Source organism: Blattabacterium cuenoti (assembly GCF_014251795.1).
GTDB lineage: Bacteria > Bacteroidota > Bacteroidia > Flavobacteriales > Blattabacteriaceae > Blattabacterium > Blattabacterium cuenoti_AB.
In genome coordinates this window covers 64,740-89,776 of record NZ_CP059201.1, presented here as the reverse complement: position 1 = coordinate 89,776, position 25,037 = coordinate 64,740, and the positions used below count along the sequence as shown (strand labels likewise).

General features: G+C 25.3%; 23 protein-coding genes. 7 read left to right on the top strand and 16 right to left on the bottom strand.

Annotated features, from left to right (window positions below; translation table 11 throughout):
* Positions 1-10: 10 nt before the first annotated feature.
* From trpS to atpB, 7 genes are all read right to left on the bottom strand, one after another.
* Complete coding sequence (gene trpS / locus H0H55_RS00390; RefSeq protein ID WP_185861339.1) at positions 11-1,003, bottom strand: tryptophan--tRNA ligase; 993 nt, start codon at positions 1,001-1,003, stop codon at positions 11-13.
* An 84-nt stretch (positions 1,004-1,087) separates the two neighbouring features.
* Entirely contained in the window at positions 1,088-1,960 is an 873-nt protein-coding gene (gene atpG / locus H0H55_RS00385) for an ATP synthase F1 subunit gamma (protein WP_185861338.1), read from the bottom strand.
* A 9-nt stretch (positions 1,961-1,969) separates the two neighbouring features.
* The gene (atpA, locus tag H0H55_RS00380; RefSeq protein WP_185861337.1) at positions 1,970-3,550 is read right to left on the bottom strand and encodes a F0F1 ATP synthase subunit alpha; all 1,581 of its coding nucleotides are present in this window, start codon (positions 3,548-3,550) and stop codon (positions 1,970-1,972) included.
* A gap of 25 nt (positions 3,551-3,575) precedes the next feature.
* Positions 3,576-4,106: an ATP synthase F1 subunit delta gene (atpH, locus tag H0H55_RS00375; RefSeq protein WP_185861336.1), complete on the bottom strand. Its 531-nt coding sequence runs from the start codon at positions 4,104-4,106 to the stop codon at positions 3,576-3,578.
* A gap of 22 nt (positions 4,107-4,128) precedes the next feature.
* Complete coding sequence (gene atpF, locus H0H55_RS00370) at positions 4,129-4,617, bottom strand: F0F1 ATP synthase subunit B (protein WP_185861335.1); 489 nt, start codon at positions 4,615-4,617, stop codon at positions 4,129-4,131.
* Position 4,618: 1 nt separating this feature from the next.
* The gene (atpE, locus tag H0H55_RS00365; RefSeq protein ID WP_185861334.1) at positions 4,619-4,846 is read right to left on the bottom strand and encodes an ATP synthase F0 subunit C; all 228 of its coding nucleotides are present in this window, start codon (positions 4,844-4,846) and stop codon (positions 4,619-4,621) included.
* A gap of 14 nt (positions 4,847-4,860) precedes the next feature.
* The gene (gene atpB / locus H0H55_RS00360; protein WP_185861333.1) at positions 4,861-5,937 is read right to left on the bottom strand and encodes a F0F1 ATP synthase subunit A; all 1,077 of its coding nucleotides are present in this window, start codon (positions 5,935-5,937) and stop codon (positions 4,861-4,863) included.
* A 131-nt stretch (positions 5,938-6,068) separates the two neighbouring features.
* Here atpB and H0H55_RS00355 point away from each other — a divergent pair, with 131 nt between their 5' ends.
* Positions 6,069-7,214: a trans-sulfuration enzyme family protein gene (locus H0H55_RS00355; protein ID WP_185861332.1), complete on the top strand. Its 1,146-nt coding sequence runs from the start codon at positions 6,069-6,071 to the stop codon at positions 7,212-7,214.
* On the opposite strand, the gene cysS is transcribed toward H0H55_RS00355, so the two are convergent.
* From cysS to nadE, 3 genes are read right to left on the bottom strand one after another with little or no spacing between them, the layout of a single operon-like run.
* On the bottom strand, positions 7,209-8,681 hold the full coding sequence (cysS, locus tag H0H55_RS00350; RefSeq protein ID WP_185861331.1) for a cysteine--tRNA ligase: 1,473 nt from the start codon (positions 8,679-8,681) through the stop codon (positions 7,209-7,211). The genes H0H55_RS00355 and cysS overlap by 6 nt on opposite strands.
* 11 nt (positions 8,682-8,692) lie before the next feature.
* On the bottom strand, positions 8,693-9,385 hold the full coding sequence (folE, locus tag H0H55_RS00345) for a GTP cyclohydrolase I FolE (RefSeq protein ID WP_238784179.1): 693 nt from the start codon (positions 9,383-9,385) through the stop codon (positions 8,693-8,695).
* A gap of 57 nt (positions 9,386-9,442) precedes the next feature.
* Positions 9,443-10,252, bottom strand: coding sequence for an NAD(+) synthase (gene nadE / locus H0H55_RS00340; RefSeq protein WP_185861329.1), 810 nt, complete (start codon positions 10,250-10,252; stop codon positions 9,443-9,445).
* A 22-nt stretch (positions 10,253-10,274) separates the two neighbouring features.
* Here nadE and tsaB point away from each other — a divergent pair, with 22 nt between their 5' ends.
* From tsaB to H0H55_RS00325, 3 genes are all read left to right on the top strand, one after another.
* Entirely contained in the window at positions 10,275-10,916 is a 642-nt protein-coding gene (gene tsaB / locus H0H55_RS00335; RefSeq protein WP_185861328.1) for a tRNA (adenosine(37)-N6)-threonylcarbamoyltransferase complex dimerization subunit type 1 TsaB, read from the top strand.
* A 390-nt stretch (positions 10,917-11,306) separates the two neighbouring features.
* Complete coding sequence (locus H0H55_RS00330; RefSeq protein ID WP_185861327.1) at positions 11,307-13,046, top strand: TrkH family potassium uptake protein; 1,740 nt, start codon at positions 11,307-11,309, stop codon at positions 13,044-13,046.
* Positions 13,047-13,054: 8 nt separating this feature from the next.
* A complete protein-coding gene (locus tag H0H55_RS00325; protein WP_185861326.1) occupies positions 13,055-13,747 on the top strand; it encodes a potassium channel family protein in 693 nt (230 codons plus the stop codon).
* 22 nt (positions 13,748-13,769) lie between these two features.
* Here the strand turns inward: H0H55_RS00325 and H0H55_RS00320 are convergent, their stop codons facing one another.
* The 6 genes from H0H55_RS00320 to H0H55_RS00295 form a co-directional block, all read right to left on the bottom strand.
* Positions 13,770-14,891 (bottom strand): hypothetical protein, encoded by a 1,122-nt coding sequence (locus H0H55_RS00320; protein ID WP_238784169.1) that lies wholly within the window; start codon positions 14,889-14,891, stop codon positions 13,770-13,772.
* A gap of 83 nt (positions 14,892-14,974) precedes the next feature.
* Positions 14,975-15,574 carry a c-type cytochrome gene (locus H0H55_RS00315; RefSeq protein ID WP_185861549.1) on the bottom strand — a complete coding sequence of 200 codons (600 nt, stop codon included), beginning with the start codon at positions 15,572-15,574 and terminating at the stop codon, positions 14,975-14,977.
* Positions 15,575-15,595: 21 nt separating this feature from the next.
* Positions 15,596-16,072, bottom strand: coding sequence for a DUF3341 domain-containing protein (locus tag H0H55_RS00310; RefSeq protein ID WP_394798763.1), 477 nt, complete (start codon positions 16,070-16,072; stop codon positions 15,596-15,598).
* A gap of 52 nt (positions 16,073-16,124) precedes the next feature.
* Positions 16,125-17,489, bottom strand: a complete 1,365-nt coding sequence (nrfD, locus tag H0H55_RS00305; RefSeq protein ID WP_185861323.1) for an NrfD/PsrC family molybdoenzyme membrane anchor subunit — start codon at positions 17,487-17,489, stop codon at positions 16,125-16,127.
* 1 nt (position 17,490) lies between these two features.
* Positions 17,491-20,478, bottom strand: coding sequence for a 4Fe-4S dicluster domain-containing protein (locus H0H55_RS00300; protein WP_394798762.1), 2,988 nt, complete (start codon positions 20,476-20,478; stop codon positions 17,491-17,493).
* A 2-nt stretch (positions 20,479-20,480) separates the two neighbouring features.
* A complete protein-coding gene (locus H0H55_RS00295; RefSeq protein ID WP_185861322.1) occupies positions 20,481-21,800 on the bottom strand; it encodes a c-type cytochrome in 1,320 nt (439 codons plus the stop codon).
* A 174-nt stretch (positions 21,801-21,974) separates the two neighbouring features.
* Between H0H55_RS00295 and H0H55_RS00290 the strand changes: the two genes are divergently transcribed.
* The 3 genes from H0H55_RS00290 (at position 21,975) to H0H55_RS00280 (ending at position 25,034) form a co-directional block, all read left to right on the top strand.
* Positions 21,975-23,276, top strand: a complete 1,302-nt coding sequence (locus tag H0H55_RS00290) for a M16 family metallopeptidase (RefSeq protein WP_238784168.1) — start codon at positions 21,975-21,977, stop codon at positions 23,274-23,276.
* A 61-nt stretch (positions 23,277-23,337) separates the two neighbouring features.
* Complete coding sequence (locus H0H55_RS00285; protein WP_185861320.1) at positions 23,338-24,717, top strand: M16 family metallopeptidase; 1,380 nt, start codon at positions 23,338-23,340, stop codon at positions 24,715-24,717.
* Positions 24,714-25,034, top strand: coding sequence for an iron-sulfur cluster assembly protein (locus H0H55_RS00280; RefSeq protein ID WP_185861319.1), 321 nt, complete (start codon positions 24,714-24,716; stop codon positions 25,032-25,034). The genes H0H55_RS00285 and H0H55_RS00280 overlap by 4 nt, the downstream gene beginning before the upstream one ends.
* Positions 25,035-25,037 lie beyond the last annotated feature (3 nt).

The window sequence follows — 25,037 nt, the reverse complement described above, 5'->3', positions numbered from 1 at the left end:
ATTAAATAAATCAATTTATAGAATTGAATTTCAAATGTTTTCTAATGCAATTTAATCTTTCTTGAGCTATATTTTTTGCTTTTTTAGCTCCTAAAGCTAAAATATGATCCAAAAAAGATTTCTTTTTCATCAGAGAAAAAAATTTTTTTCTCTCATATGAGAATTTATGAATAATATATTCGTATAATGCAATTTTCGCTTCATAATATCCATATCCACCTTTTCTATATTTTTCTTTCATAATCTCTATCTTATCCAAAGGAGCTATTAAACTATATAACAACATAATATAATCAGTTTCAGGATTCTTTTTTTCTTCTACAGATTTATTATCTGTACGTATACCCATAATTTGTTTTTTTAAAATTTCATCTGAAGAAAAAATATCAATACAATTTTTTTTAGATTTACTCATTTTTTTACCGTCTGTTCCTAAAACAAACATATTTTTTTTTTGCAAAAAAGCATTAGGGATAACAAATAATTTTTTTCCTATTTTTTTATTAAAATAATTCGCTATTCGACGAGCGATTTCTATATGTTGTAATTGATCTTTTCCTACTGGAATAATTTCTGCATTATAAAGTAAAATATCAGCTGCCATTAAAATAGGATAAGTAAATAAACCTACACTTATTTTACCATGATCTATTTCCTTCATTTCTTTTTTAAAAGCATGAGCTAACACAAGTCTTTTATATGGATAAAAACAATTGAAATACCAGGCCAATTCAGTTACTAATGAAACATCAGATTGTCTATAAAATAAACAATTATCTATATTCAATCCAAAAGCTAACCATGCAGCTGCAATTTCATAAGTATTATTTTTGATTGTTTTTATATTTTCTATGTGAATCATAGAATGCAAATCCGCTATAAATATGAATGAAGAATGTTTTGTACTTTTATTAGCTATGGATACAGACGGAATAATCACACTTAAAATATTTCCCAAATGAGGGGAACCTGTACTTCTAATTCCTGTTAACATTTTTTCCATAATTATATTATTTTTTTTTGAAAAAAAATCAAAATGATTTGATTTATTTATATGAATTATGAATCTTGATCAGATCATTTTCTTTCATTTTAAAGATTCTGATCCACTAATAATTTCAAGTATTTCTTTTGTAATTGCAGTTTGTCTTTCTTTATTATAATTTAATATTAAATCATGTTTAATATCATAAGCATTTTCTGTAGCTTTATGCATAGATATCATTCGAGATGTATGTTCTGCTGTAGTAGATTCCAAAAAAGTTTTTAACAATTTCGTATTTAAAAATTTTGGAATTAATAAATTTAATATTTTCTTTTGATCAGGTTCTAAAATAGAGTAAATTTTCGATGTTTTTTTTTTCAGATTTTTAATAGAAATTGGAAGAAATTTTTCTATAATTGTTTCTTGAAGCAAAGATTTTTTTAAATGATTATATATTAAATAAATTGCAGAAAATTTTTTTTGAATAAAATCAGAAATTAACTCTGATGTTAAAGATTGTATTTTTTTATTCAAAAAATTATTTTCGATCAAATCTTGATTATACATATTATATTTTCCACATAAAAAATCAAATCCTTTTTTTCCAACAGATAAAAATACACATTCATTCTCATTGTACCCTTTTTTATGAAAAATAAAATTAATTTTTTCAAAAATAGAAGAATTAAAAGAACCACATAAACCACGATCAGAAGTAAATACAATAAATAATTTCATTTTTTCTTTTCCTATTTTTGTAAAATATTGATTGTTTGATAAATTTTCTTTATACTTTTCCATAAATAAGAGATCTAAGAGAATTGTTTCTATATAATCCAAATAAATTTTAATTTGAATAAGTAAATTTTTTATTTTCCGTAATTTCACTATAGAAATCATTTTCATTGCTTCTGTAGTTTTTATAACTGATTCTATAGATAATATTCTTCTTTTAATTTCTTTTGGATTAGACATAATAAAAATTTAGGAAAGGTATTTATCACTTAATTCTAAAACTGCTGTTTCTAATATATCAGATATTTTTTTGTCAAAAATTCCATTTCTTAAAGAGTCTAAAACATTTTCATGTTTTTCTTTCAAATAGAAAAGATATTCTTTTTCGAAATCTGAAATTTTATCAATAGGAATTTTTTGAAGCAAATTTCTAGTTCCAGCATAAATAATTGCTATTTGATCTGCTACATCATAAGGTCTATGAGGAGTTTGTTTTAATATCTCTATATTAATTCTTCCTTTTTTTAGTATATTCATAGTAGATGAATCCAGTTCAGAACCAAATTTTGAAAAAGATTCCAATTCTCTGAATTGAGCTTGATCCAATTTGAGAGTTCCAGATATTTTTCTCATAGACTGAATTTGTGCAGATCCTCCTACACGAGAAACAGATATGCTTTCATTAATTGCAGGACGAATTCCAGAATGGAATAAATCTTTTTCTAAAAAAATCTGTCCATCTGTAATAGAAATAACATTGGTAGGAATGTAAGAAGATATATCCCCTGACTGAGTTTCAATAATAGGTAATGCAGTTAAAGAACCTCCTCCTTTAATTTCTTTTCTAATAGAAAATGGAATATCATTCATTTTTTCAGCCATTTTTTGATCTTTTATAATTTTGGCTGCTCGTTCTAAAAGACGAGAATGTAAATAAAAAACATCTCCTGGATAAGCTTCTCGACCAGGAGGTCTTCGTAATAAAAGAGATATTTCTCTATAAGAAATTGCTTGTTTTGATAGATCATCATATATCACTAAAGAAGAACGACCTGTATCCCTAAAATATTCTCCTATTGCTGTTCCAGAAAAAGGGGCAAAAACTTGCATAGAAGCTGGATCAGAAGGAGTAGACGATACTATAATTGTATAAGGCATCGCTTCTTTCTTTTCTAAAATTTTTTGAATTCTTGCTATTGTAGAACCTTTTTGACTAATAGCTACATAAATACAATAAACAGGTTTGTTTTTGTCAAAAAATCTTTTTTGATTAATTATCGTATCAATAGCTATAGTTGTTTTTCCAGTTTGTCTGTCTCCAATAATTAATTCTCTTTGTCCTTTTCCTATAGGAATCATAGAATCTATAAATTTTATACCAGTTTGAAGAGGTTCTTGAACAGGTTCTCTGTAAATAACGCCTGGAGCTTTTCTTTCTAAAGGCATTTCAAATAATTTTCCTTTTATAGGACCTTTTCCATCTATAGGATTTCCTAAAACATTAACTACTCGACCCAACATATTTTCTCCTACTTTTATGGAAAAAATTTTTCCAGTTCTTTTTACTATATCTCCCTCTTTTAAATTTTTTGATGGATTGAGTAAAACGATACTTACATGATCTTCTTCAAGATTTAAAACCATGCCTTGGGTTCCATCATGGAATTCGACCAATTCTCCATAAAAAGCTGAATTTAATCCTAAAGACCTCACAACACCATCTCCTATTTGAACAACCACACCAGATTCTGATAATTTTGATTCAAATTGAAAATTTGATAATTCCTCTTTAATAATTGATGATATTTCAGAATATTTTAAATCTGACATATGTAAATGTAATAAAAGCTTTTTTTTAAAATATTTTTTTAATACGGGATAATTGTTTCCGAATACTAAAGTCCCATTCTTTATATCCTACACGAAATAGAAAACCTCCAATAATAGATTTATCAATTTTATTGATGATATGAAATTTTTTTTTATTAGATATTATTTTTTTTGCAATAAGATTCTGTACATCCGTTTTTAAAGGAAAAGCAGATGTAATAACAGATATTACGATTTTTTTTTGATCTTTTTCATATATTTCCTGATATCTTAAAAAGATTTCTTCTATAAGAGATTCTCTTTTTTTTATAATGAGTAAATTCATAAATTTAAAAAGCAAAACATCAAAAACATAAAATATCTTTTTAAATATTTTTATTTTTTTTTCAGAATTTAATAAAGAAGTATAAAGAATCTGATTTAGAATTATGTTCTTTTTCAATAAAAAAGATGTTTTCTTTACTTTTTGATAGAAAATTTCATGATCTTTCCTAGTAACAGAATATTCAAAAAGGATTCTAGCATAATGTTGAATAATTTTTTGATTTGAAAACATTTTATTCTACTAAACTCTTAATTTAATACAGTTTATCTACTAATTCTTTTATAAATTGATCTTGTTTATTTTTTTGATCCAACTCTTTTTTTAATATTTTTTCGGCTATTTGAATAGAAATATCTCCTATTTTATTTTTGAATTCTCGAATTGCAATTTCTTTTTCTATTTTTATATTTTTATTTGTTTCTTCTATAATTTTTTTCTTTTCTATTATGCCTTCCTCTTGAGCTCTTAATTGTATTTTCTCTTTTATCTGAATAGCTTCTTTCAAAATCATATCTCTTTTTATGCGAGTTTCTTTTAAAATTTTATTTTTTTTATTTTCTACATTTTTTAATTCTTCTTTTATTTCATCAGCTTTTTCAATAGACATTTTAATTTTTTTCTCTCTTTGATCAATAAAATTCATAATAGGTTTCCAAGCAAATTTTGAAAGAAAGAACATGAGTATTATAAATATTATTGTATGCCAAACAATTAAACCAATAGAAGGAGTTATTAAATCCATTTTATTTAAATACAGCTAATAATGTCGTAACAATTCCAAATAATGCTGCTCCTTCGATTAATGCAGATGCTATAATCATAGCATTTTGTATTTTATCTGAAGCTTCAGGTTGTCTAGAAATTGCATCCATTGCAGAACTACCAATTTTCCCAATTCCTAATCCTGCTCCTATCACTGCAAGACCGGATCCTAAAGCAGCTAAACCTGAGTAAGTTAAATCTATATCCATATTATTAATATTTTTTAATGCGTTTTATTATCAAAGTCATAATTCTTGACAGACATTCCTATAAGTAAAGCAGATAAAGTTGTAAAAATAAAAGCTTGTAAAAAGGCTACCATAATCTCTAACATGGAAATAAAAAAACCAAAAATTATGGAAAAACCAGCTATGAAAAAATTTTTAAAAATAAAAATAAGACAAATAAAACTTAAAATAATTATATGTCCAGCAGTAATATTAGCAAATAATCGAATGCACAAAGTTAATGGACGAATAAAAATTCCAAAAAATTCAATTGGAGCTAATAAAAATCTAATACCTATTGGAACATCTTTTGTCCAAAAAATGTGTTTCCAATAACTCATATTTGAATTTATATTGGTTACAATAAATGTCATCATAGCCAATCCTAATGTAATATTTATATTACCTGTTACATTTGGAAATCCTGGAACAATACCCATTAAATTATTAATTAATATAAAAAAAAAGGATGTTAACAAAAAAGGAAGAAAAATTTTATACTTTTTATTTCCAATATTAGGAATTGCGATTTCATCTCGTATAAATAGAATTAAATATTCTAAAAAAATTCCTAAACTCCATTTGTTAATTTGATAGTTTCGATAACTACGTCTCATTCGTATAAAAAGATAAAACAACAAAAAAGAAGAAATCAAAATAGATACTACATTTTTTGTGATAGAAAAGTCCCAAGGTTTATCATTATTTAATACTCCTATTCCTCTAGAACTAGAATAAGATAAAGATCCAACACTATCAGTTTGATAAATCGTTCCTCTAAACATCTTATAATACCCATATTTCCCCTTCACCACATTTCCACATGAAAATTGAGATGAAGAAAAAATTTCTAATCCATGATTCCACAATATAACTGGTAAATGAAGAACAATTCCATGTTTATGAGTTCCTGCGACATGCCATTCATGAGAATCACTGATATGATTCAAAATAGTACTAGCTACATCCATTTTATCTTCTTTCATATGATTAAAATCAGAAGATTCAGAAGATTCAACGAAAAAGGAAAAAAATAAAAATAAAAAAAAGAATATCGAATTTCTTGAAATCATTCACATTTAAAATAGAAAGATAGGAAACAAATTTATATTTTTTTCCTTTTTATAAAAAAATTTTTTTATAAAAATTGAATTTTCATTTTTAGTACATTTGTATACAATATTGATAATAAAATAACATAACGATGAAGGAAGAAACAAGGCTTATTCAAAATATTTTATCTGATCCTCTTACAGGTGCAATATCTACTCCAATATATCAAACATCAACATACGTACAGAAAGCTCCTGGAATTCATAAAGGATTTGATTACACTAGAACTAATAATCCTACAAGAAAGATATTAGAAAACTTAATAACAGACTTAGAATATGGTCATGCTAGTTTGGCATTTTCATCTGGACTAGCATCTGTGGATGCTGTATTAAAATTATTAAAAAATGGAAGTGAAGTAGTAGCTGTAGACGATATTTATGGAGGAACGTTTCGTATATTAAATTTGTATAAAAAATTTGGTATTCACACTAAATTTGTAGATACAACAGATGCAGAAAAAACAATTTCTTACATATCTGATAAAACAAAATTAGTTTGGTTAGAATCACCAACTAATCCTACATTAAAGATATCTGATATAGAATATATCAGCAAAGAATCAAAAAGAAAAAATCCAACAATCTTAATTGTTGTAGATAATACTTTTGCTTCTCCAGCTATTCAAAATCCTTTAAAATTAGGATCAGATATAGTTGTTCATAGTGCAACAAAATATTTAGCAGGACATTCAGATGTATTAGCTGGATTAATTACAGTAAAAGATATAGATTTATATGAAAAATTAAAATATATTCAAAACGCAACGGGAGGTGTTTTATCTCCTATTGATTGTTGGTTGACAATCAGAGGATGCCAAACATTATACTTACGCATAAAAAAACAATCTGAAAATGCCTTTCAAATTGCTTCTTTTTTAAAGAAAAATAATAAAATAGATAAAATTTATTATCCTGGATTGGGTCATCATAAAAATCATTTGATAGCAGGAAAGCAACAACGATATTTTGGAGGAATTGTTTCTTTTAGTCTGAAAAAAGATACAATAGAATCAGCTAAAAAAATTGTAACCTCCACCAACTTATTCAAGTTGGCAGAAAGTTTAGGAGGGACTAAAAGTTTAATTTGTCATCCTGCAACTATGACTCACAAATCGACTCCTTTAGAGGTTAGAATTCATGCTGGTATACAAAATTCTCTTATTCGTTTGTCTCTGGGAATAGAAAATGTAGAAGATCTGATAGAAGATATTGATCAGGCTTTAAAATCATTATAAAATTTTTTCATCATGTAATGAAACCCCTATGCAAGACAGTTCTTCTCTAATTTTATCTGAAATGATCCAATTTTTTTGTTTTCTTTCTTCTGTACGAAACTTGATTAATCTTTCTACAAGTATTTTTAGTTTTTTTGAATTTTCTTCGTGATCATTAATTTTTTGAAATCCTAAAATATCAAAAACAAAATAAATCATATATTTTTTTAATAAATTAATATGATCAATATTGTCAAGAGAATCATTAATAATACGAGAAGCTTGAAATAAATAAGTAATTAATAAAGGAATGTTAAAATCATCGTTAATGGCTTGATAACAATCATTGATCCAATTACATATGTCAAAAATATTGTGATCTTTAAATCTATTTTTTTTAGGATGAGGTTCAATATTATTTAATTTTTTCATAGCTGTCATGATACGATCATATCCTTTTTCAGCATCCATTAGTCCTTTATTGGAAAAATCCATAACATTTCTATAATGGGATTGTAGCATGTAAAATCTCAAAATACTAGGAAAGAAAGTTTTTTTCTTATCGAAAAGAATATCTTGAAACTCTAATAAATTTCCTGTAGATTTACTCATTTTCTTTCCATTTAAAGTTAACATATTAGTATGCATCCAATAGTGTGCAAAAGAGTTTGTGTTGTTGTAAATACCTATAGCTTGTGCTAACTCGCATTCATGATGAGGAAATTTAAGATCTATTCCTCCACCATGAATATCAAAATTTTCTCCTAAATATTTTGTACTCATAGTGGTACATTCTATATGCCAACCAGGAAATCCTTTTCCCCATGGAGAGGTCCAATTCATAATATGATTGTCAGGAGCTTTTTTCCAAAGAGAAAAATCCTGAAATTCATGTTTTTCATATAAATATTTTAATTTTTTATGAAGAAGCTGATCAATTTTATTTCTACTAAGAATGCCATAAGGATAAAATTTTCTGTAATTTCTTAAATTAAAATATACAGATCCATTTATTTCGTATGCTAGTTCTTTTTTAATTAACTCTTGAATCATATCTATTTGTTCTATAATATGACCTGTAGCTGTTGGTTCTATACTTGGAGGCAGCACATTTAGAATATTTAATAAATTGTGAAAAGAACGGGTATATTTTTGAACAATTTCCATTGGTTCAAGTCCTTCTATATAAGACCTTTTAGAAATTTTATCTTTCACCTCATTATTTTCATTTTCTAAATGTCCAACATCAGTAATATTTCTGACATAACGAACTTGATATCCTAAATGTTTTAAATAACGAAAAACAATATCAAATGATATAAAAGTTCTACAATTACCTAAATGTAGGTGATTATAAACCGTAGGTCCACATACATAAATTCCAACATATTTTTTATGAATGGGTTTAAAAAATTCTTTTTTTCCTGTTAAAGAATTATATATTTTGAGATGATTTCGATTTTCTCGTTGACAATTTTTTTGATCCATTTTCATTTCATTTAAGAAATTCCAATATGATGTAAAAATTCTTTTCTAATTTCTGAATTTTCTTTAAAAGATCCTGTTAATTCGGTCGTAACAGTGCGACTATCTATATCTCTGATTCCACGAGAATTTACGCATAAATGTTTTGCTTCTATAACACAGGCAACGTCTTGTGTCCCTAACATTTTTTTTAGATATTGAACTATCTGTATAGTTAAACGTTCTTGAACTTGTGGTCTTTTTGCATAAAAATTCACAATTCTATTAATTTTAGATAATCCTACAACTTTTCCATTAGAAATATAACCTACATGAGCTTTTCCCACAATCGGAAGAAAATGATGTTCACAAGTAGAATAAACTGTTATATTTTTTTCTATTAACATTTGTCTATATTTATATTTATTTTCGAAAATGGAAAGATGGGGCATATTTTTAGGGTTTAACCCACTAAATATTTCTTTTACAAACATTTGAGCAACCCGTTGAGGGGTCATACATAAACTATCATCATTCATATCTAAACCTAAAATTTTCATGATTTGAAAAAAATGTTGTTTGATTTTTTCAATCTTGTCTTCATCATTCATTAAATATACTTTTTCATGTAAAGTAGTTTCCGTATTGGTTGAGTTATTTAAAACAGAATTAGATTTTTGAGTCAATTTTTTTTTCTTTAAAATTTTTTTGTGTTTTTCTTCCATTATTTATAGAACATTATAGAATGAACTTAAGAAAAAAAAAGTTACAAATTTAATAAACAGTTAAATTTTATCAAGTTTTTTTATAATATCAGGTATTTTGCATTTAGGAATAGAAATCATTTTGTGTCTATTTTTTTCGTGTAAAATTTGATATTGTTTTAAAATTTTATTTTCCTTTTCAGAAAACGTATAATTTTTTTTTTCTATCATTTCCATAGCCCATTCTAATTCCTCATAAGTAGCACCTAATTGATCTTCATCAGATCGATGATCTTCCCATAGTCCGTCTGTTGGTTCTGCTTTTTGTATTTCATCAATAATATTTAATTTTCTAGCTAAAATACGAATTTCACTTTTATTCAAATCTGCTATAGGATTTAAATCTACACCTCCATCTCCATATTTTGTAAAAAAACCTACACCAAAATCTTCTACCTTATTTCCAGTTCCAACAACAAGATAATTTTTTACATTAGCATAATAATATAAAGTAAGCATACGAATTCGAGATTTAATATTTGCTAATGCGAGTGATAAAAAATATTTCTTTTTATTTTCAACATCATTATCATTAATTATATGACAAAAACTTGTAAATAAAGTAGACAAATCTTTTTTTAAATAATGAACGTTTTCAAATTTTTTTTTTAAAAATTTTGCATGTTTTATGGATAAATAATTTTCTTTTTTTTCCAAAATAGGCATTTCTAATATAATAGTCGGAAATTTTGTCATGGCTACCAAAAAAGACGTTACTGAGGAATCAATTCCTCCAGATATTCCAATAATAAAACCATTAGATTGAGATTTTTGAATATATTTTTTCAACCAATAAACAATATATCTAATGATTTTTTCCGATTTTATCATTTTATTTTTTATTTTTAATAATATGTCTTTAATTCTAAACTTAGAAACTTCTACCAAAAATTGTTCAGTCAGTATTGCTAAAAATGGAATTTGTTTAACTTCTGTAGAAGAATGTTTTCAAGAATATTCTCATTCAGAAAAATTACATACGTTTATAGAATATGCTATAAACATTTCTGGATTTCAGATTAAAGATTTAAAATCTATTTGTGTTAGCAAGGGCCCAGGATCTTATACATCTTTAAGAATAGGAGTGTCGGCTGCGAAAGGGTTATGTTCAGCTTTAGACATTCCTTTATTATCTATAGACACATTGACTATAATGATATCAAAAATCAATATAAAAGATGCTTTTTTTGTCCCCATGATACATGCTAAATCTGATTTTTTTTATACTTCATTATTTGATAAGTCAAAAAAAAGATTGGATCCTATTAGAATAAGAAAATTTGATTACGATTTTTTTCAAAATTTATTTTTAAAATATAAAAAAGTATATTTTATAGGAAATATACCTGTAATATATGAAAAAAAATTTCTATTTTCAAAAAATAGATTTTTGTATAAAATGCCATCTGCAATAGATATGGTTCTAGTTTCTTATAAAAAATTTTGTAAAAAAAAATTTAATAATATCGAAAAATTTATTCCTTTTTACTTATGAAAATAAGAATGTTTTACTCTTTTTATTTCAGATTTTATTTCAAATAAAAAACTCGTGTAAAACGAGAAAAAAATACAATCAATCTACTAATCTACTTTAATACAGTTAATTCACATAATTATTCAAAAATATTATGATTTATAAACTAGATTCTATATGAGTATAGAATATCAATTTTTATCCACTCTATAGAGTGGATATCATACACTATGATACTGTAATTAAAAATAAAATTGTTTATTTTACTGTCATGTTACTGAGTTTATACGAAATACATCAAATCAAAAAAAAAATCGGACACAATTATGATCCAATTGGATTTCAATATGCTAAAAAAATCTTAAGAGTAAAGAAAAATAGAAATATTACAAAATATTTTTTTTAAAAATCATGATCCAAATTAGATTACGAAGTTTTTTGGATATGATTACTCCAATCATATTTATTTATATAATTCTTTCTTTAGGGTGGAAAACTTTTCTATTTTTTAACGTAGAAATCCTTCTATCTATTATACTCATAATAAGTATTTTACATTTTTTAATCTTTTTCGATAAAAATATTGAAAAAGGTTATAAATCCATGATTTTTTTATCCTTTTTAATATTAATACTTCCTATTATTTTTTTATTTGTAAAAATCTTATTCTATAGTAGAAGAATAGATGAAAATTTAAAAATTCCTGCACTTATTAGTTTAATTATATATGTGTTGATTCGTATTACTTATTTCATGAGAATAATATATGTTAAAATTCATAATCCTGCTTTTATATTGATTACAAGTTTCATTTTTTTATCTATTTTAGGATCTATTTTGTTAATGCTTCCCGCATCCACAATCAAAACAATATCATTTATAGATGCTTTGTTCACTTCGACTAGTGCAGTATGTGTAACAGGATTAGTCGTATTAGATACAGCTAAAGATTTTACATATTTAGGAAAAATTTTTATACTTATCCTAATAGAATTAGGAGGATTAGGGATTTTAACTATAACTTCTTTTTTTAGTTATTTTTTTAGAGATGGTTTCTCTTTTAAAGAAGCTATTTTTGTTAGTAATTTTTTAAATACAAAAGCAACAAGTAACGTTCTTAGTTTAGCTGTCAAAGTAGTTATGTTTACCTTAACAGTAGAATTTATAGGGACAATTTTTATTTATTTGTCTATCAAGAATCAATCGGAAATGGAATCTGATAACCTTTTATTTTTTTCGATTTTTCATTCAATCTCCGCTTTTTGCAATAGTGGATTTTCTACCTTGAGTCAAGGATTGTATTCCCAATCTGTGAGATTTAATTATTTTTTTCAACTGATTATTGCTTTTTTACTCATATTGGGAGGAATAGGTTTTAATATTTTATTTAATTTTTTTACATATATATGGCTAACCATAAAAAAATATTTCTTAAAAATTTTTACAGATGAAAACTTTCGACGTCCTGCACATGTAGTTACTTTAAATACAAAGATTGTAATTTTGACTACTTTTTTTTTACTTTTTTTTGGAACTTTTTTTTATTATATAAGTGAATATCATTATTCTCTTTCAGAACATTCTTCATTTCATGGAAAATGGATTGTCTCATTTTTTTCTTCAGCTACATCTAGAACGGCAGGGTTTCATGTTTTGAATATGAACACTTTTACGACAGTTACTATTTTAGTAACTATTTTTTTAATGTGGATAGGAGCTTCTCCAGCTTCTACTGGTGGTGGAATCAAAACAAGCACTTTTGCATTAGCATTAATGAATATTATTTCTTTATCTAGAGGAAAAAATAGATTAGAAATACAAAGAAGAGAAATATCTTCTGAGTCTATTCGTTTGTCATTTTCAATTATTATGTTATCTATAATAATAACATATACAAGTATTTTAATCATAATTTTTTTAGATCCAAAAGAAGATATTTTATCTGTTTCTTTTGAGGTATTTTCGGCTTTTTCAACAGCAGGATTATCTTTAGGCATTACTTCAAATTTATCAAACGGAAGTAAATTAGTTTTAATATTTTTAATGTTATTAGGAAGAATAGGAGTTTTGAATGTCATGATTGGTATATTAAGAAAAAATTTTTATTATCATTATTATAGATATCCTAAAGGAAATATTCTTATTAATTAAATTTTAATATGAAAATTATAATTGTTGGGTTAGGAAATTTTGGAAGATCTTTAGCTCTTAATTTAACAGATAATGGACATGAAGTATTTGGTATAGATCATAAAATGGAAAAAGTAGATTTATTAAAAGATCACATTGCTAATGTCGTATGTATGGATGCAAATAATGAAGCAGCTTACAAAGTTTTGCCAATTCAACAAGCAGATTTAGGAATTGTAGCTATTGGAGAGAACGAAGGCTCTTCAATAGTCACTACAGCTATACTTAAAAAGTATAAAAATTTGAGAATTGTAAGTAGATCTTTATCTAAAATACATGATACAATATTAGAAGCTATGGGAATTAGTGATGTGATTCATCCAGAACAGGATGCTGCATTTCGACTAACCAAACAAATATCTTTTAATTATGCTTTAGATTATTTGAGAATAGATAATAAACATTCTATAGCAGAAGTATTTTCTCCATATTCTTTTAGCGGAAAATCTGTTAAAAGTTTAAAATTAACACAAAAATATTCTGTTTCTTTAATTACTGTGATACGAGACATAAATAATCCTATGTCATCTAAAGGAACTCCTACAAGAAAAGTTATTGGATTAGTTACAGGAGATACTATTTTACAAAAAGGAGATATATTAACTCTTTTTGGGTCAAACAAATCTATTATGAATTTCGTGAAAGATAAAAATAATAATTAATTATAAATAAAATTTATAAAAATCATATATAAGGATACTTATAATTTTTACTTTCCTTAAAAAAAGGGTTTCCTTCAGAAGAAAGAAATTTTCTTCTTTTAAAATTTAAAAATAAAATATAAATAAAAAATCCTCCTATTGTTAATAAAGAACCTATGATTTCTAGTATACAAAAATTGAATCCATTATTCACATCTGGAGCTATTAAATTATATATATCAATGTAATGGCCAATGAGTAATAATAAAGAAACTGAAAATACGATTTTATAATTTGATTTATTTTTACTGCTAATTAATACAAAAAAAGGAATGATAAAATTAGGAATTAGCATCCAAAAATGAATAGAATGATAAATTTTTTCTCTTTTTATGAAATATATAACTTCTTCTGGAATATTTCCATACCAATAAAGTAAAAATTGTGAAAACCAAAAGTAAGTCCATAATAAACTACCAGAAAATAGATATTTACTTAAATCATGCAGATGATTTTTATTAAAAAAAGTCAAATATCCTTTCTTATGAAGATAAATAGATGTAATTGTAATAAAACTTATACCTGTTATAATCCAACTGCTCAAAACATACCAACTAAATAAAGTGCTAAACCAATGTGGATTTAAAGACATAATCCAATCCCATATCATGAATATAGAAATGAAAGAGAAAAATATAATAAAAGCAACGGATTTAGAATATAATTTTTTATAATCATTTAAAGAATGTGATATATATAATTTATGAGATATTTTTTTAATACTTAAATAAAAAAAAATACATCCTAATACATAAATCATACTTCTTAATAAAAAAAATGGAATATTCAAAAATAATTTTTTGTTTACAAAAATTTTATCATATTTTGAAGAAATAGGATCAGATAAATGAGAATTCATCCAATGAAATATATGGACTATATCCATTGCATTTAATAACAAAACGATAAAAATCATCAAAATTCCATATGGAATAAAAGAAGATATTTCTTCCATAACGGGATGAAGAATCACGGACCAACCTGATTTAGAAATATTTTGTATTCCTAAAAATAATAATGCACCCAAAGATATAGATGTAAAATAAAAAATTGCAATATAGAATACTGTACAAGGATTATGATTTTTTATATATATTTTTTTCAAAAAATTATCTAAAAAAATAAAAATCAAACCTAGTATTATTATAAAAAAAATTTTTTTATTTATTTTTGATAATTGATACATGCTTACTTATTTTTTAAAAACATAACATATTCTGATACTCTCCATCTATCTATTTCATTTAATTGTGAAACATAAGAGTTCATGTTATTTTTACCATAGGTAACAACATAGTAAATACTACCAATAGTAATATCTCTATCTTTATAATTAGGAATTCCAAAAATTTTTTCATTTTTTACCAATTCTCCATTTCCATCTCCATTTTTTCCATGACATATAGAACAATTGATTTGATATAATTTTTCTCCTTTTTTTATTGAAATTTCTTTTTTTTCTTTGTTGTATATGTACAGTGGATTTTGAGTTATATTTTTGAAATCATTAAATCCTTTATTTTTGACATCTATTAAATTAGAAAATGAATGATTTCTAGATACAGTTCCTTTTACTGGTAATAATGAAGAAGTCTTTCCTTTTGAAAAAAAGGGTATTTCAATCTTTTTGATTTCTTTATTATGATTGAAATTAGGATCTGAATAAGGTTCATACGCATCTGAGTAATACATATCAGGCATATACACAATATTAGGTTGGGTTTTATCAAACCAACACGATTCCAAAAAAAACATTAATATTAAAATATATAAATATCTATTTATAATCATAATAATACATAATTAGATTTAACATTTTTTTATTAAAACCTCTGTCGCTCCATTTTCTTTTAATAGATTTACTAATTTTTTATCATTAGTTTTAGTCATAATCTCTATTAAAAACATATGATCAGTAGTTCTTGGATCCGGATTTTTTTGTTTTCGTCCTGGAAATAATCTACATTGAATTAAATAATTTATACACATAAAATGTGCAGAAAAAAAAATTGATAATTCAAATATAACAGGAATGAAAGAAGGAACATTTCTAATCCAAGAAAAAGAAGGTTTTCCTCCAATATTTTGAGGCCAATCAAAAATCATAGTATACCAAGTTAATACACAAGCTATAAAAAAACCTAACAATCCATATATAAAAGATAAAAAAGATAAATTTGTTTTTTTTAGTTTTAATACTTTAGTCAAAGTGTGAATAGGAAAAGGAGAATAAACTTCATGTATGTTATAATTATGATACTGTATAGTTTTAATACTATTGATCATCGTCTTATCATTATTATATAATGCATGGATACAATACATATTATTCATTTCATTATTTTTTATCAGATTTCAAGATTGTTTTTAATTCAGATTGTGAAATAACAGGAAAAACACGTATATATAATAAATACAGAATAAAAAATAATCCAATAGTTCCTACAAATATTCCTACATCTACAAATGAAGGGAGAAAACCAGTCCAAGAAGAAGGGAGATAATCATGGCTGAGATTCAAAACAATAATATCAAATCTTTCAAACCACATTCCAATATTGATGATTATGGCGATAACATAAGACCAAAAAAAACTTCTTCGCACAGATTTAATCCATAAAAATTGAGGAATAATAATATTACAAATAATCAAAGCCCAAAAAGCCCACCAAAATGGACCCTTAGATGCTTCTATAGAAAAATAAATAAATTTTTCGAAAGGATTTCCTGAGTACCAAGCAAGAATAAATTCTGAAATATAAGCTAATAAAACAATTCCTCCTGTTAATAATATAATCATATTCATGTATTCTATATGAGTTCTTGTAATATAATTCTCTAAAGAAAGAACTTTTCTCGCGACGCCTAATAAAGTTTGTACCATAGCAAAACCAGAAAATATAGCTCCTGCTACAAAATAAGGAGGAAATATTGTACTATGCCAACCTTTAATTACAGAAGTAGAAAAATCAAAAGAAACTATGGTATGAACAGAGAAGACCAATGGAGTACATAAACCTGCTAAAATTAAGGAAATTTCTTCAAATCTTTGCCAGTCTTTTGATGTCCCTCCCCATCCAAAACTAAGAATACTATAAATTTTTTTTTGAAAAGGATCTGAAATACGGTCTCGTATCATTGCAAAGTCTGGAATCAATCCCATGAACCAAAAAATTGTAGACACTGAAAAATAAGTACTTATCGCAAAAACATCCCACAATAATGGAGAATTAAAATTTGGCCATAGAGTTCCAAACTGATTTGGAATAGGCAAAACCCAATGGGCATTCCATGGTCTTCCCATATGAATTATGGGAAATAATCCAGCTTGGATTACTGCAAAAATAGTCATTGCTTCTGCTGAACGATTAATAGATAAACGCCATTTTTGACGGAAAAGCAATAATACAGCTGAAATTAAAGTTCCAGCATGACCAATTCCAACCCACCAAACAAAATTTGTAATATCCCAAGCCCAATTAATTGTTCTATTTAAACCCCATACACCTATACCTGTCATAATTGTGTATAGAATACATCCTAATCCCCATAAAAAAGCTAAAATAGAAATAAATAAAGAGAACCACCATAGGTTTCCAGCTTTATTTTTTATAGGATTGAATATATCATCCGTGATATTTTTTAATGTTTTTTTTCCTAAAATTAAGGGTTTTCTTATAGGTGATTCATAATGATTTAACATACTATTTCAGTTTGTCTATTTCATTTTTTTTATTATTTCTCACTTTTAATTGATAAGATACATTAGGTCTGATTCCTATAAAATCTAAAAGTTTGTAAGATCTATTATTATTGATTTTTTTGAAAATCAGACTATTATTATCATTAATATCACCGAAAGTGATAGCTTTTGTTGGACAAGAAATACTGCAAGCCGTTTCAAATTCTTCATCTTTGACTTTTCTGTTTTCTTTTTTTGCTATTCCTATCACATATTGTGTTCTCTGAATGCATAAAGAACATTTTTCCATTATACCTCTGCTTCTCACAACCACGTCTGGATTGAGTACCATTTTTCCTAAAGTATTATTCATATTAAAATCAAATTTTTGATTATTAGCATAATTAAACCAATTAAATCGTCTGACTTTATAAGGACAGTTATTTGCACAATAACGAGTTCCTATACACCGATTGTAAACCATCATATTTTGACCTTGTTTTCCATGAGAAGTTGCTCCAACTGGACATACGGTTTCACAAGGTGCATGTTCACAATGCTGACACATGATTGGTTGAAAAACAACCTTTGGATTTTCATAAATGTCTTTTTCTTCTTCATTGTTTTTTTTATTTGAAGAATAATACCTATCTATACGTAACCAATGCATGTCTCTGGATTTTTCTATTTCATTTTTTCCAACTACAGGAACGTTATTTTCAGAATGACATGCTACAATACAAGCTCCACATCCAATACAAGCATTTAAATCTATAGATAAATTAAAATGGTGACCGTTTTTTTCTTCTTTATTATTTTTTTTATTCCAAATCGAAATTTCTTCTGAAGAAAGAGTCCCCTCAATTTTTTCTTCTTTATTCCAAATTTCTTTAGAATTATTTAGAAATATGTTTAAATCTGTTTCTTTTACTAAATCTCTTCCTACTGTTGTGTGATGTAGTTGTATACAAGAGAATTTATGAATTTTACTTCCTTTTCTTATTTCTATATTTTTTTGTATAAGAATGAAATTATCATATATTCTATATGCATTTTTTCCGTTAACTATTTTATGTATTTTTCCTTTTTTTTGACCATAACCAAAAGCTAATCCTACGGAGCCAATAGCTTGTCCAGGTTGAATTAAAACAGGAACGTTTCTAATTATTATTTCATTATTTTTAATTAAATCAACGCAGTTTCCATTTAAGGATCCATCTACAGAATTCCAATTTTTTAATCCCATTTTATTTGCATCAAAATATGATATCGTTAAATAATTATCCCATGTTGTACGCGTAATTGGATCAGGAAGTTCTTGTAGCCAAGGATTATTATGTTGATATCCGTCTCCCATGCTGATTTTTGTGTATAATCTAAGTTCAAAATTATTTTCTATTTTTTTCTTTTCAATTATTTTTTTTCCATATTCTTGTATTTTATTCTGATTATTTTTTATTGGAAAATTATTAATTTTGTTTTTTTTTGTTTTTACCACTCCATAAAATAAAGCTTCATTAAAAGAAGAAACATTAGATTTTGGTATAATATTTTTCTCCCAAGTTTTTTTCAAATATTCGTAATAATTCTTTTCTTTCATTTCACTCCAAATCATTAAAGAATCTTGAAATTGCCTTGTATTGAAAATACATTGAATAGTAGGTTGAATTAATGTGTAAACGTTAGAAATAGGATAAGTATCGCCCCAACTTTCTAACCAATGAGGAATAGGAGCTAGTACATTTATTATTTCATTGGTTTCATCTTTATTCATAGAAAAAGAAACAGTTAAAGGTATTTTTTTTATAATTCTTTTTATTTTTTCTGAAATAGAGAATGGAAGACTGTAAATGGGATTTACATTGTGAATAAATAAACCTCCAATATGACCTCTTTCTAAATCTATCAAAAAATTTTTAAATTCATTATCATTACTTTCTTTCGAAAAAATATACTTGTCTTTTTGTAAAGCCAGACTATTAATTTTTTTGTTGATTAGAAAAGATAATTCATAAGACTCTTGATCTCCATCTGCAAGAATAACGCTTTTAGATCCCATTTTTGTTATTAGTGAAGCTATTTTTTCAGATATTTTATTTTTTGGATTTTTACCAAAAAAAATTTTTTGAAAAACTTCAAGCAACAGTTTTTTTATATCAGAAGGTTTTTTAGAAATACGAACATCTGCATTTGCTCCAGTTATCGTCATATTACTTTCTATTTGAATATGTTGCATCATTCCTTTTTTAGGGACTCTGTTTGAAACATAAGATTTAGCCATATTTTCTGGACTCCAATCTCCTAAAAAATCAGCATCGAATGAAACTATTAATTCTGATTTTTCTAAATGAAAAATGGGAAATCCACGAATTCCAAATATTTCTTTTGAAGCATCTAATGTTTTGGAGTATGAAATAGGATCATATGTGATCCATTTTGTATAAGGAAATTTTTTTTTAAAATCAAGAATCAATTTTTTTGTAGAAAAACTTGGAAAAGAACAAGAGAGAATAACTATATTTTTTTTTGTTTGAGATAAATATTTTAAATTTTGAATAATATAATTGTCTATTTCTTTCCAGGAACTTTTTTTTCCTTTTAAAAAAGGACTCTTTAATCTTTCCTCATCATAAAGAGATAATAAAGAAGATTGTATTCTAGCAGAGGTTTTATTAAAATATTTAGAATAAGAATTAGGTTCTATTTTTATAGGACGACCTTCTCTTGTTTTCACCAATACACTTCCTATATCAAAAGAATCAATCATAGTTGATGCATAATAATTAGGGATTCCTGGAGTAATTTCATCTGGTTTAACCACATAAGGAATAGATTTGATAACTGGACCTTTACAAGCTGCTAAAGTTACTGAAGCCGTGCTAAACCCTATCCACTTAAGGAAATCCCGTCTAGATGTTTTTCCTTTCATAAGATATTTGACGGGATTATAATTATCTAATGTTTTTTTTTCTTTATTTGATTTCATAATAGTTTTATTAATCTCTTTCATTTTCAATAATGACATTTTGCACATTCAGTCCCTCCAATCATATCAACAGTTATTTTATTTTTTCTTTTTTTAAAATATTCTTTATAATATTGATTTTTATTATTGATTTCCACTTCTTTATGACAAGATATACACCATTCCATGGTAAAATCATTAGACATTTCTACTGTATCCATTTTTTGAACTTCTCCATGACAAGCATTACAAACTAAATCTACTTTCCTTAATTTCTTAATTTTTTCTTCTCCTGTGATAATATGTTGAGAATGATCAAAATAGACGAAATCAGGCATATTATGAATACGTATCCATTGAATAGGATGAATTTTTTTAGAGTATTTTCTCGTTTCTGGATTCCATCCTACAGAATGATATATTTTTTGTATTTCTCTATTATATTCATCTCTACTTTTTCCTTTTTCCAAATAATCTCCATTATACTCGTTAATAGTAATATGACAATTCATGCAAACATTAGCTGAAGGAATACCAGATACTTTCCCATATTTTGCAGAAAAATGACAATATTGACAATCAATTTTATTAATTTCAGAATGAATTTTGTGAGAAAAATAAATAGGTTGATCAGGTTTATATCCTTTATTAACATCTATTTTCATTAAAAAATCCCATATTCCATATATACTTGATAGTAAAAAAAATCCTGTGAAACAAGAAAACAAGTACCATTTTCTTTTTTTATTTCCTAATATTTTATTATATAAAACATTTGTTATAAAATTTTTTTTACTAAAAATAGAAATTTTAGTCTCGTTTTCATTTGTATTTATTAACTTAATTAAAATTTGTATTTTATATAGAATCCAAAATAAAATAAAAGATAGAATGACAAGAAAAAAAATAATTAGTTTGATTAAGAATTGTTTTTCTTCTTTATCATTTTCATGATCATAATTATTGATTTCATGATTTTCCTTATTTTCTTTTTTTTTTATTAAATCTGGATTTTGTATGAAAAATAATATATCATCTATCTGTTGATCTGATAAATGTGGAAATGAATTCATTTCCACATTTCCATATTCTTTATAAATAGCTAGAGCTTCTTGATCTCCACTTTTTCTTAGAGATTTATTATTTTTAATCCATTGATGTAACCATTTACGACTTCTCTTTTCAGTAACTCCTTGTAAAGGAGGTCCTATCATTTTTTTTTCTAATTCTATAGAATGGCATGCTGTGCAATTTTTTTTAAAAAGTTGGATTCCATTTTCAACATCTCCTTTTATATTAGCAGATTTGAGAAATTTTACATTTCCTAAAAAAGAAAAGATGAAAATAAAAAACAAAATTTTTCTCATACTCCTAAATCTAATTATTTATAATGAATTCATAATTATTTATACAACAAAAATAGAATAAAAGAAAAAAATACCGTTTTTTTGGATAAAAAAAATTCGTAAATTTCTTCTGTTAATTTTTAACTAACTTTGTTGCATTACATGAATAGAATTTATTTTTTTTTATTAATAATTATGGTATTAAATTTTTCGAGTTCTAAAAACTCTGATTATAAAATTAAATTTTTCGAAGAAAAATTATCAAATGGATTGCATGTGATTTTGCATCAAGATCAGACTCATCCTTTAGTTTCTATTTCAGTTTTATACCATGTAGGTAGTAAAAACGAAACACCTGGTAAATCTGGATTTGCTCATTTTTTCGAACATCTTATGTTTGAAGGATCAAAAAATGTGAAAAAAGGAGAATATTTTAAATATATAGCTTCCAATGGAGGTAAAAATAATGCTTATACAAATCATGATGAAACTTGTTACTATGAGATATTACCATCTGATCGTCTACCACTAGCTTTGTGGTTAGAGTCAGAAAGAATGCTTCATGCTAAGGTGGATGAAGAAAGTATTAATATACAAAGAGAAGTAGTAAAAGAAGAAAAGAAAATGCGAGTAGATAATCAGCCATATGTAAAAGCAATTACTGAAATTATTCCTTCTTTATTATTTAAAAAACATCCATATAAATATCCAATTATTGGATTTGATCAAGATTTAGATAACGCTACAGAAAAAGATTATAAAGAATTTTATAAAACTTACTATGTTCCTAATAATGCTGTTTTAGTTATATCAGGTGATTTCGATATGAATGAAGCTAGAAGATTGATTAGACAATATTTTTCACCTATTCCTAAAGGGAAAATGAATTTTGGAATGAAAAAGATAGAAGAAGAACCTATCAAGAAAGAAATATTTTTTACTTATGTAGATAAAAATACTAAAGTACCTGGAGTATTTTTATCTTATAGAGTACCAAAACTAACAAGCAAAGATTCTTATATATTAAAATTCATTGATCACGTATTATCTTCTGGAGAAAGTTCTAGAATTATGAGAAATATTGTAAACAAAAGACAAATAGCTTCTTATGCAGGATCATTCTTAGACACAATGGAAGATTATGGTATTTTTATTATATATGGATTAGTAAATCCTGGAGTCACATTAGATGAATTAACAAAAATAATTGATGAAGAAATAGACCTTCTAAAAAAGGAAGGAATTACACCATATGAATTAGAAAAACAAAGAAATTATTTTGAAAAAAAATTTATTTCAGATAATTATTCTATGAGTGGAATAACAGCAAATTTGTCTCATTATTATTTGTATTATCATCATGCTAATTTAATTAATACTGATCTAGAAGTATATAAGAAAATAACGATAGAAGATATAAAAAGAGTTGCTAATAAATATTTAAATAAAAATAATAGAGTTCGTTTATATGATATTCCAGAAAACGATAAAAAATAACTTTAATAAGTTTTTAACAAAAATAGTCTTTACTGTAATAATTTTATTTCATACAATAATTATGTTCGCTTATACATTTAATAGGAATATACCGCCTAAATCTCTAAAAAGAAAAACCACAATCAATATTGAAAAACCTAAATTTTTTCAAATGAAAAATGGATTAAAAGTTTTAGTAGTAGAAAATCATAAACTTCCTTTGGTTAGAATTGGTTTAGAATTAGATTGTAAACCTTTTTTAGAGAAAAATAAGGCTGGAACAAAAAAAGTTTTTGGTCAAATGATTCGTTCCGGAACGAAAAATTATTCTAAAGAAAAATTAGACGATATGATTGATTACATGGGATGTAGTTTATATACTTCTTTCTCAGAAATATCTATCTTCACGATGAAAAAATATTTGGATAAATCTGTATCTATAATGAGCGATATTTTAATGAATAGCAAATTTGATAATTCTAAAGAATTAGATAAAATAATTAAACAAAGAATTACAGATATTGATCTTTCTGAAAAAGATTCAAATGCTATTTTACAACGAGTACGCAATGTTTTATATTTTGGTAAAAATCATCCTTATGGAGAATACGAAACTCGTGATACAATTAAAAATATTACTCTTTATGATTTGAAAAAATTGTATGATAAATATTATATACCAAATAAATCCTATCTTTCTTTCATAGGAGATATATCTCAAAAAGAAGCAGAAAAGTTGTGTGATCTTTATTTTTCTAAGTGGGAAAAAAAATATGAGATAGATGATCCTATTGTAAAAGAATATGTGATTCCATCTAAAATAGAAATAGATATAGTGGATATTCCTTCTTTAACTCAATCTACTATTTGTTTTGGAGGACCAGTTTGTTTTAAAAAAAGTGATCCTGAATATTTTTCTTCCATATTAGCAAATGGTATCTTAGGAGGAGGGCCTCAAAGTCGTTTGTTTTTAAATCTTAGAGAAAAAAAAGCTTATACATATGGAGCTTATTCTATTTTGAAATCTGATAAAAATATTGGGTACTTCTCAGTTTATACTCAGGTCAGAAATGAAGTAACAGAAAAAGTTATAAAAGACATTATAAAAGAAATTGTGAAAATAACGGAAAATAAAATTTCTTTAGAAGAATTAAATATTAAGAAAAAAGAAATCAGTGGGCAGTTTATACTCGATTTTGAAGATCCTAATCGAATTAGTGATCTTTTCATATGTGAATTAAAAAACAATCTTCCAAATGGATTTTATAAAAATTATTTAAATAAAATCGAATCAGTTACTATAAATGATATTTATGAATCATGCAGAAAATTTTTTTTCACAAAAAATGGTAGAATAATAATTGTTGGAAAAGCTAGTGATGTGGTACCTAAAATAAAAAAGTTAGGATATCCTATCCGTTATTTTGATCAATTTGGTTCTTTAATAAAGAAAGAAAAATGAATCAAGATTATTCTTCTTCGTTGGAAGAACGTATTATTTCTGTATTAAAAAGTATATATGATCCAGAAATTTCAGTAGATATTTATGAATTAGGTCTGATTTACGATGTGAAAGTTTTTGGAAAAAATAAAGTTAAAATCATAATGACTTTAACTACACCTAATTGTCCTGTAGCAGAAAGTTTACCATTGGAAGTAAAAGAAAAAGTCCAATCTATACAAGAAGTAAAAGAAGTAGATGTAATTTTAACGTTTGATCCACCTTGGTGTAAAGAATTTATGAGTGAAGAAGCTCGTTTAGAATTAGGATTATTATAAATT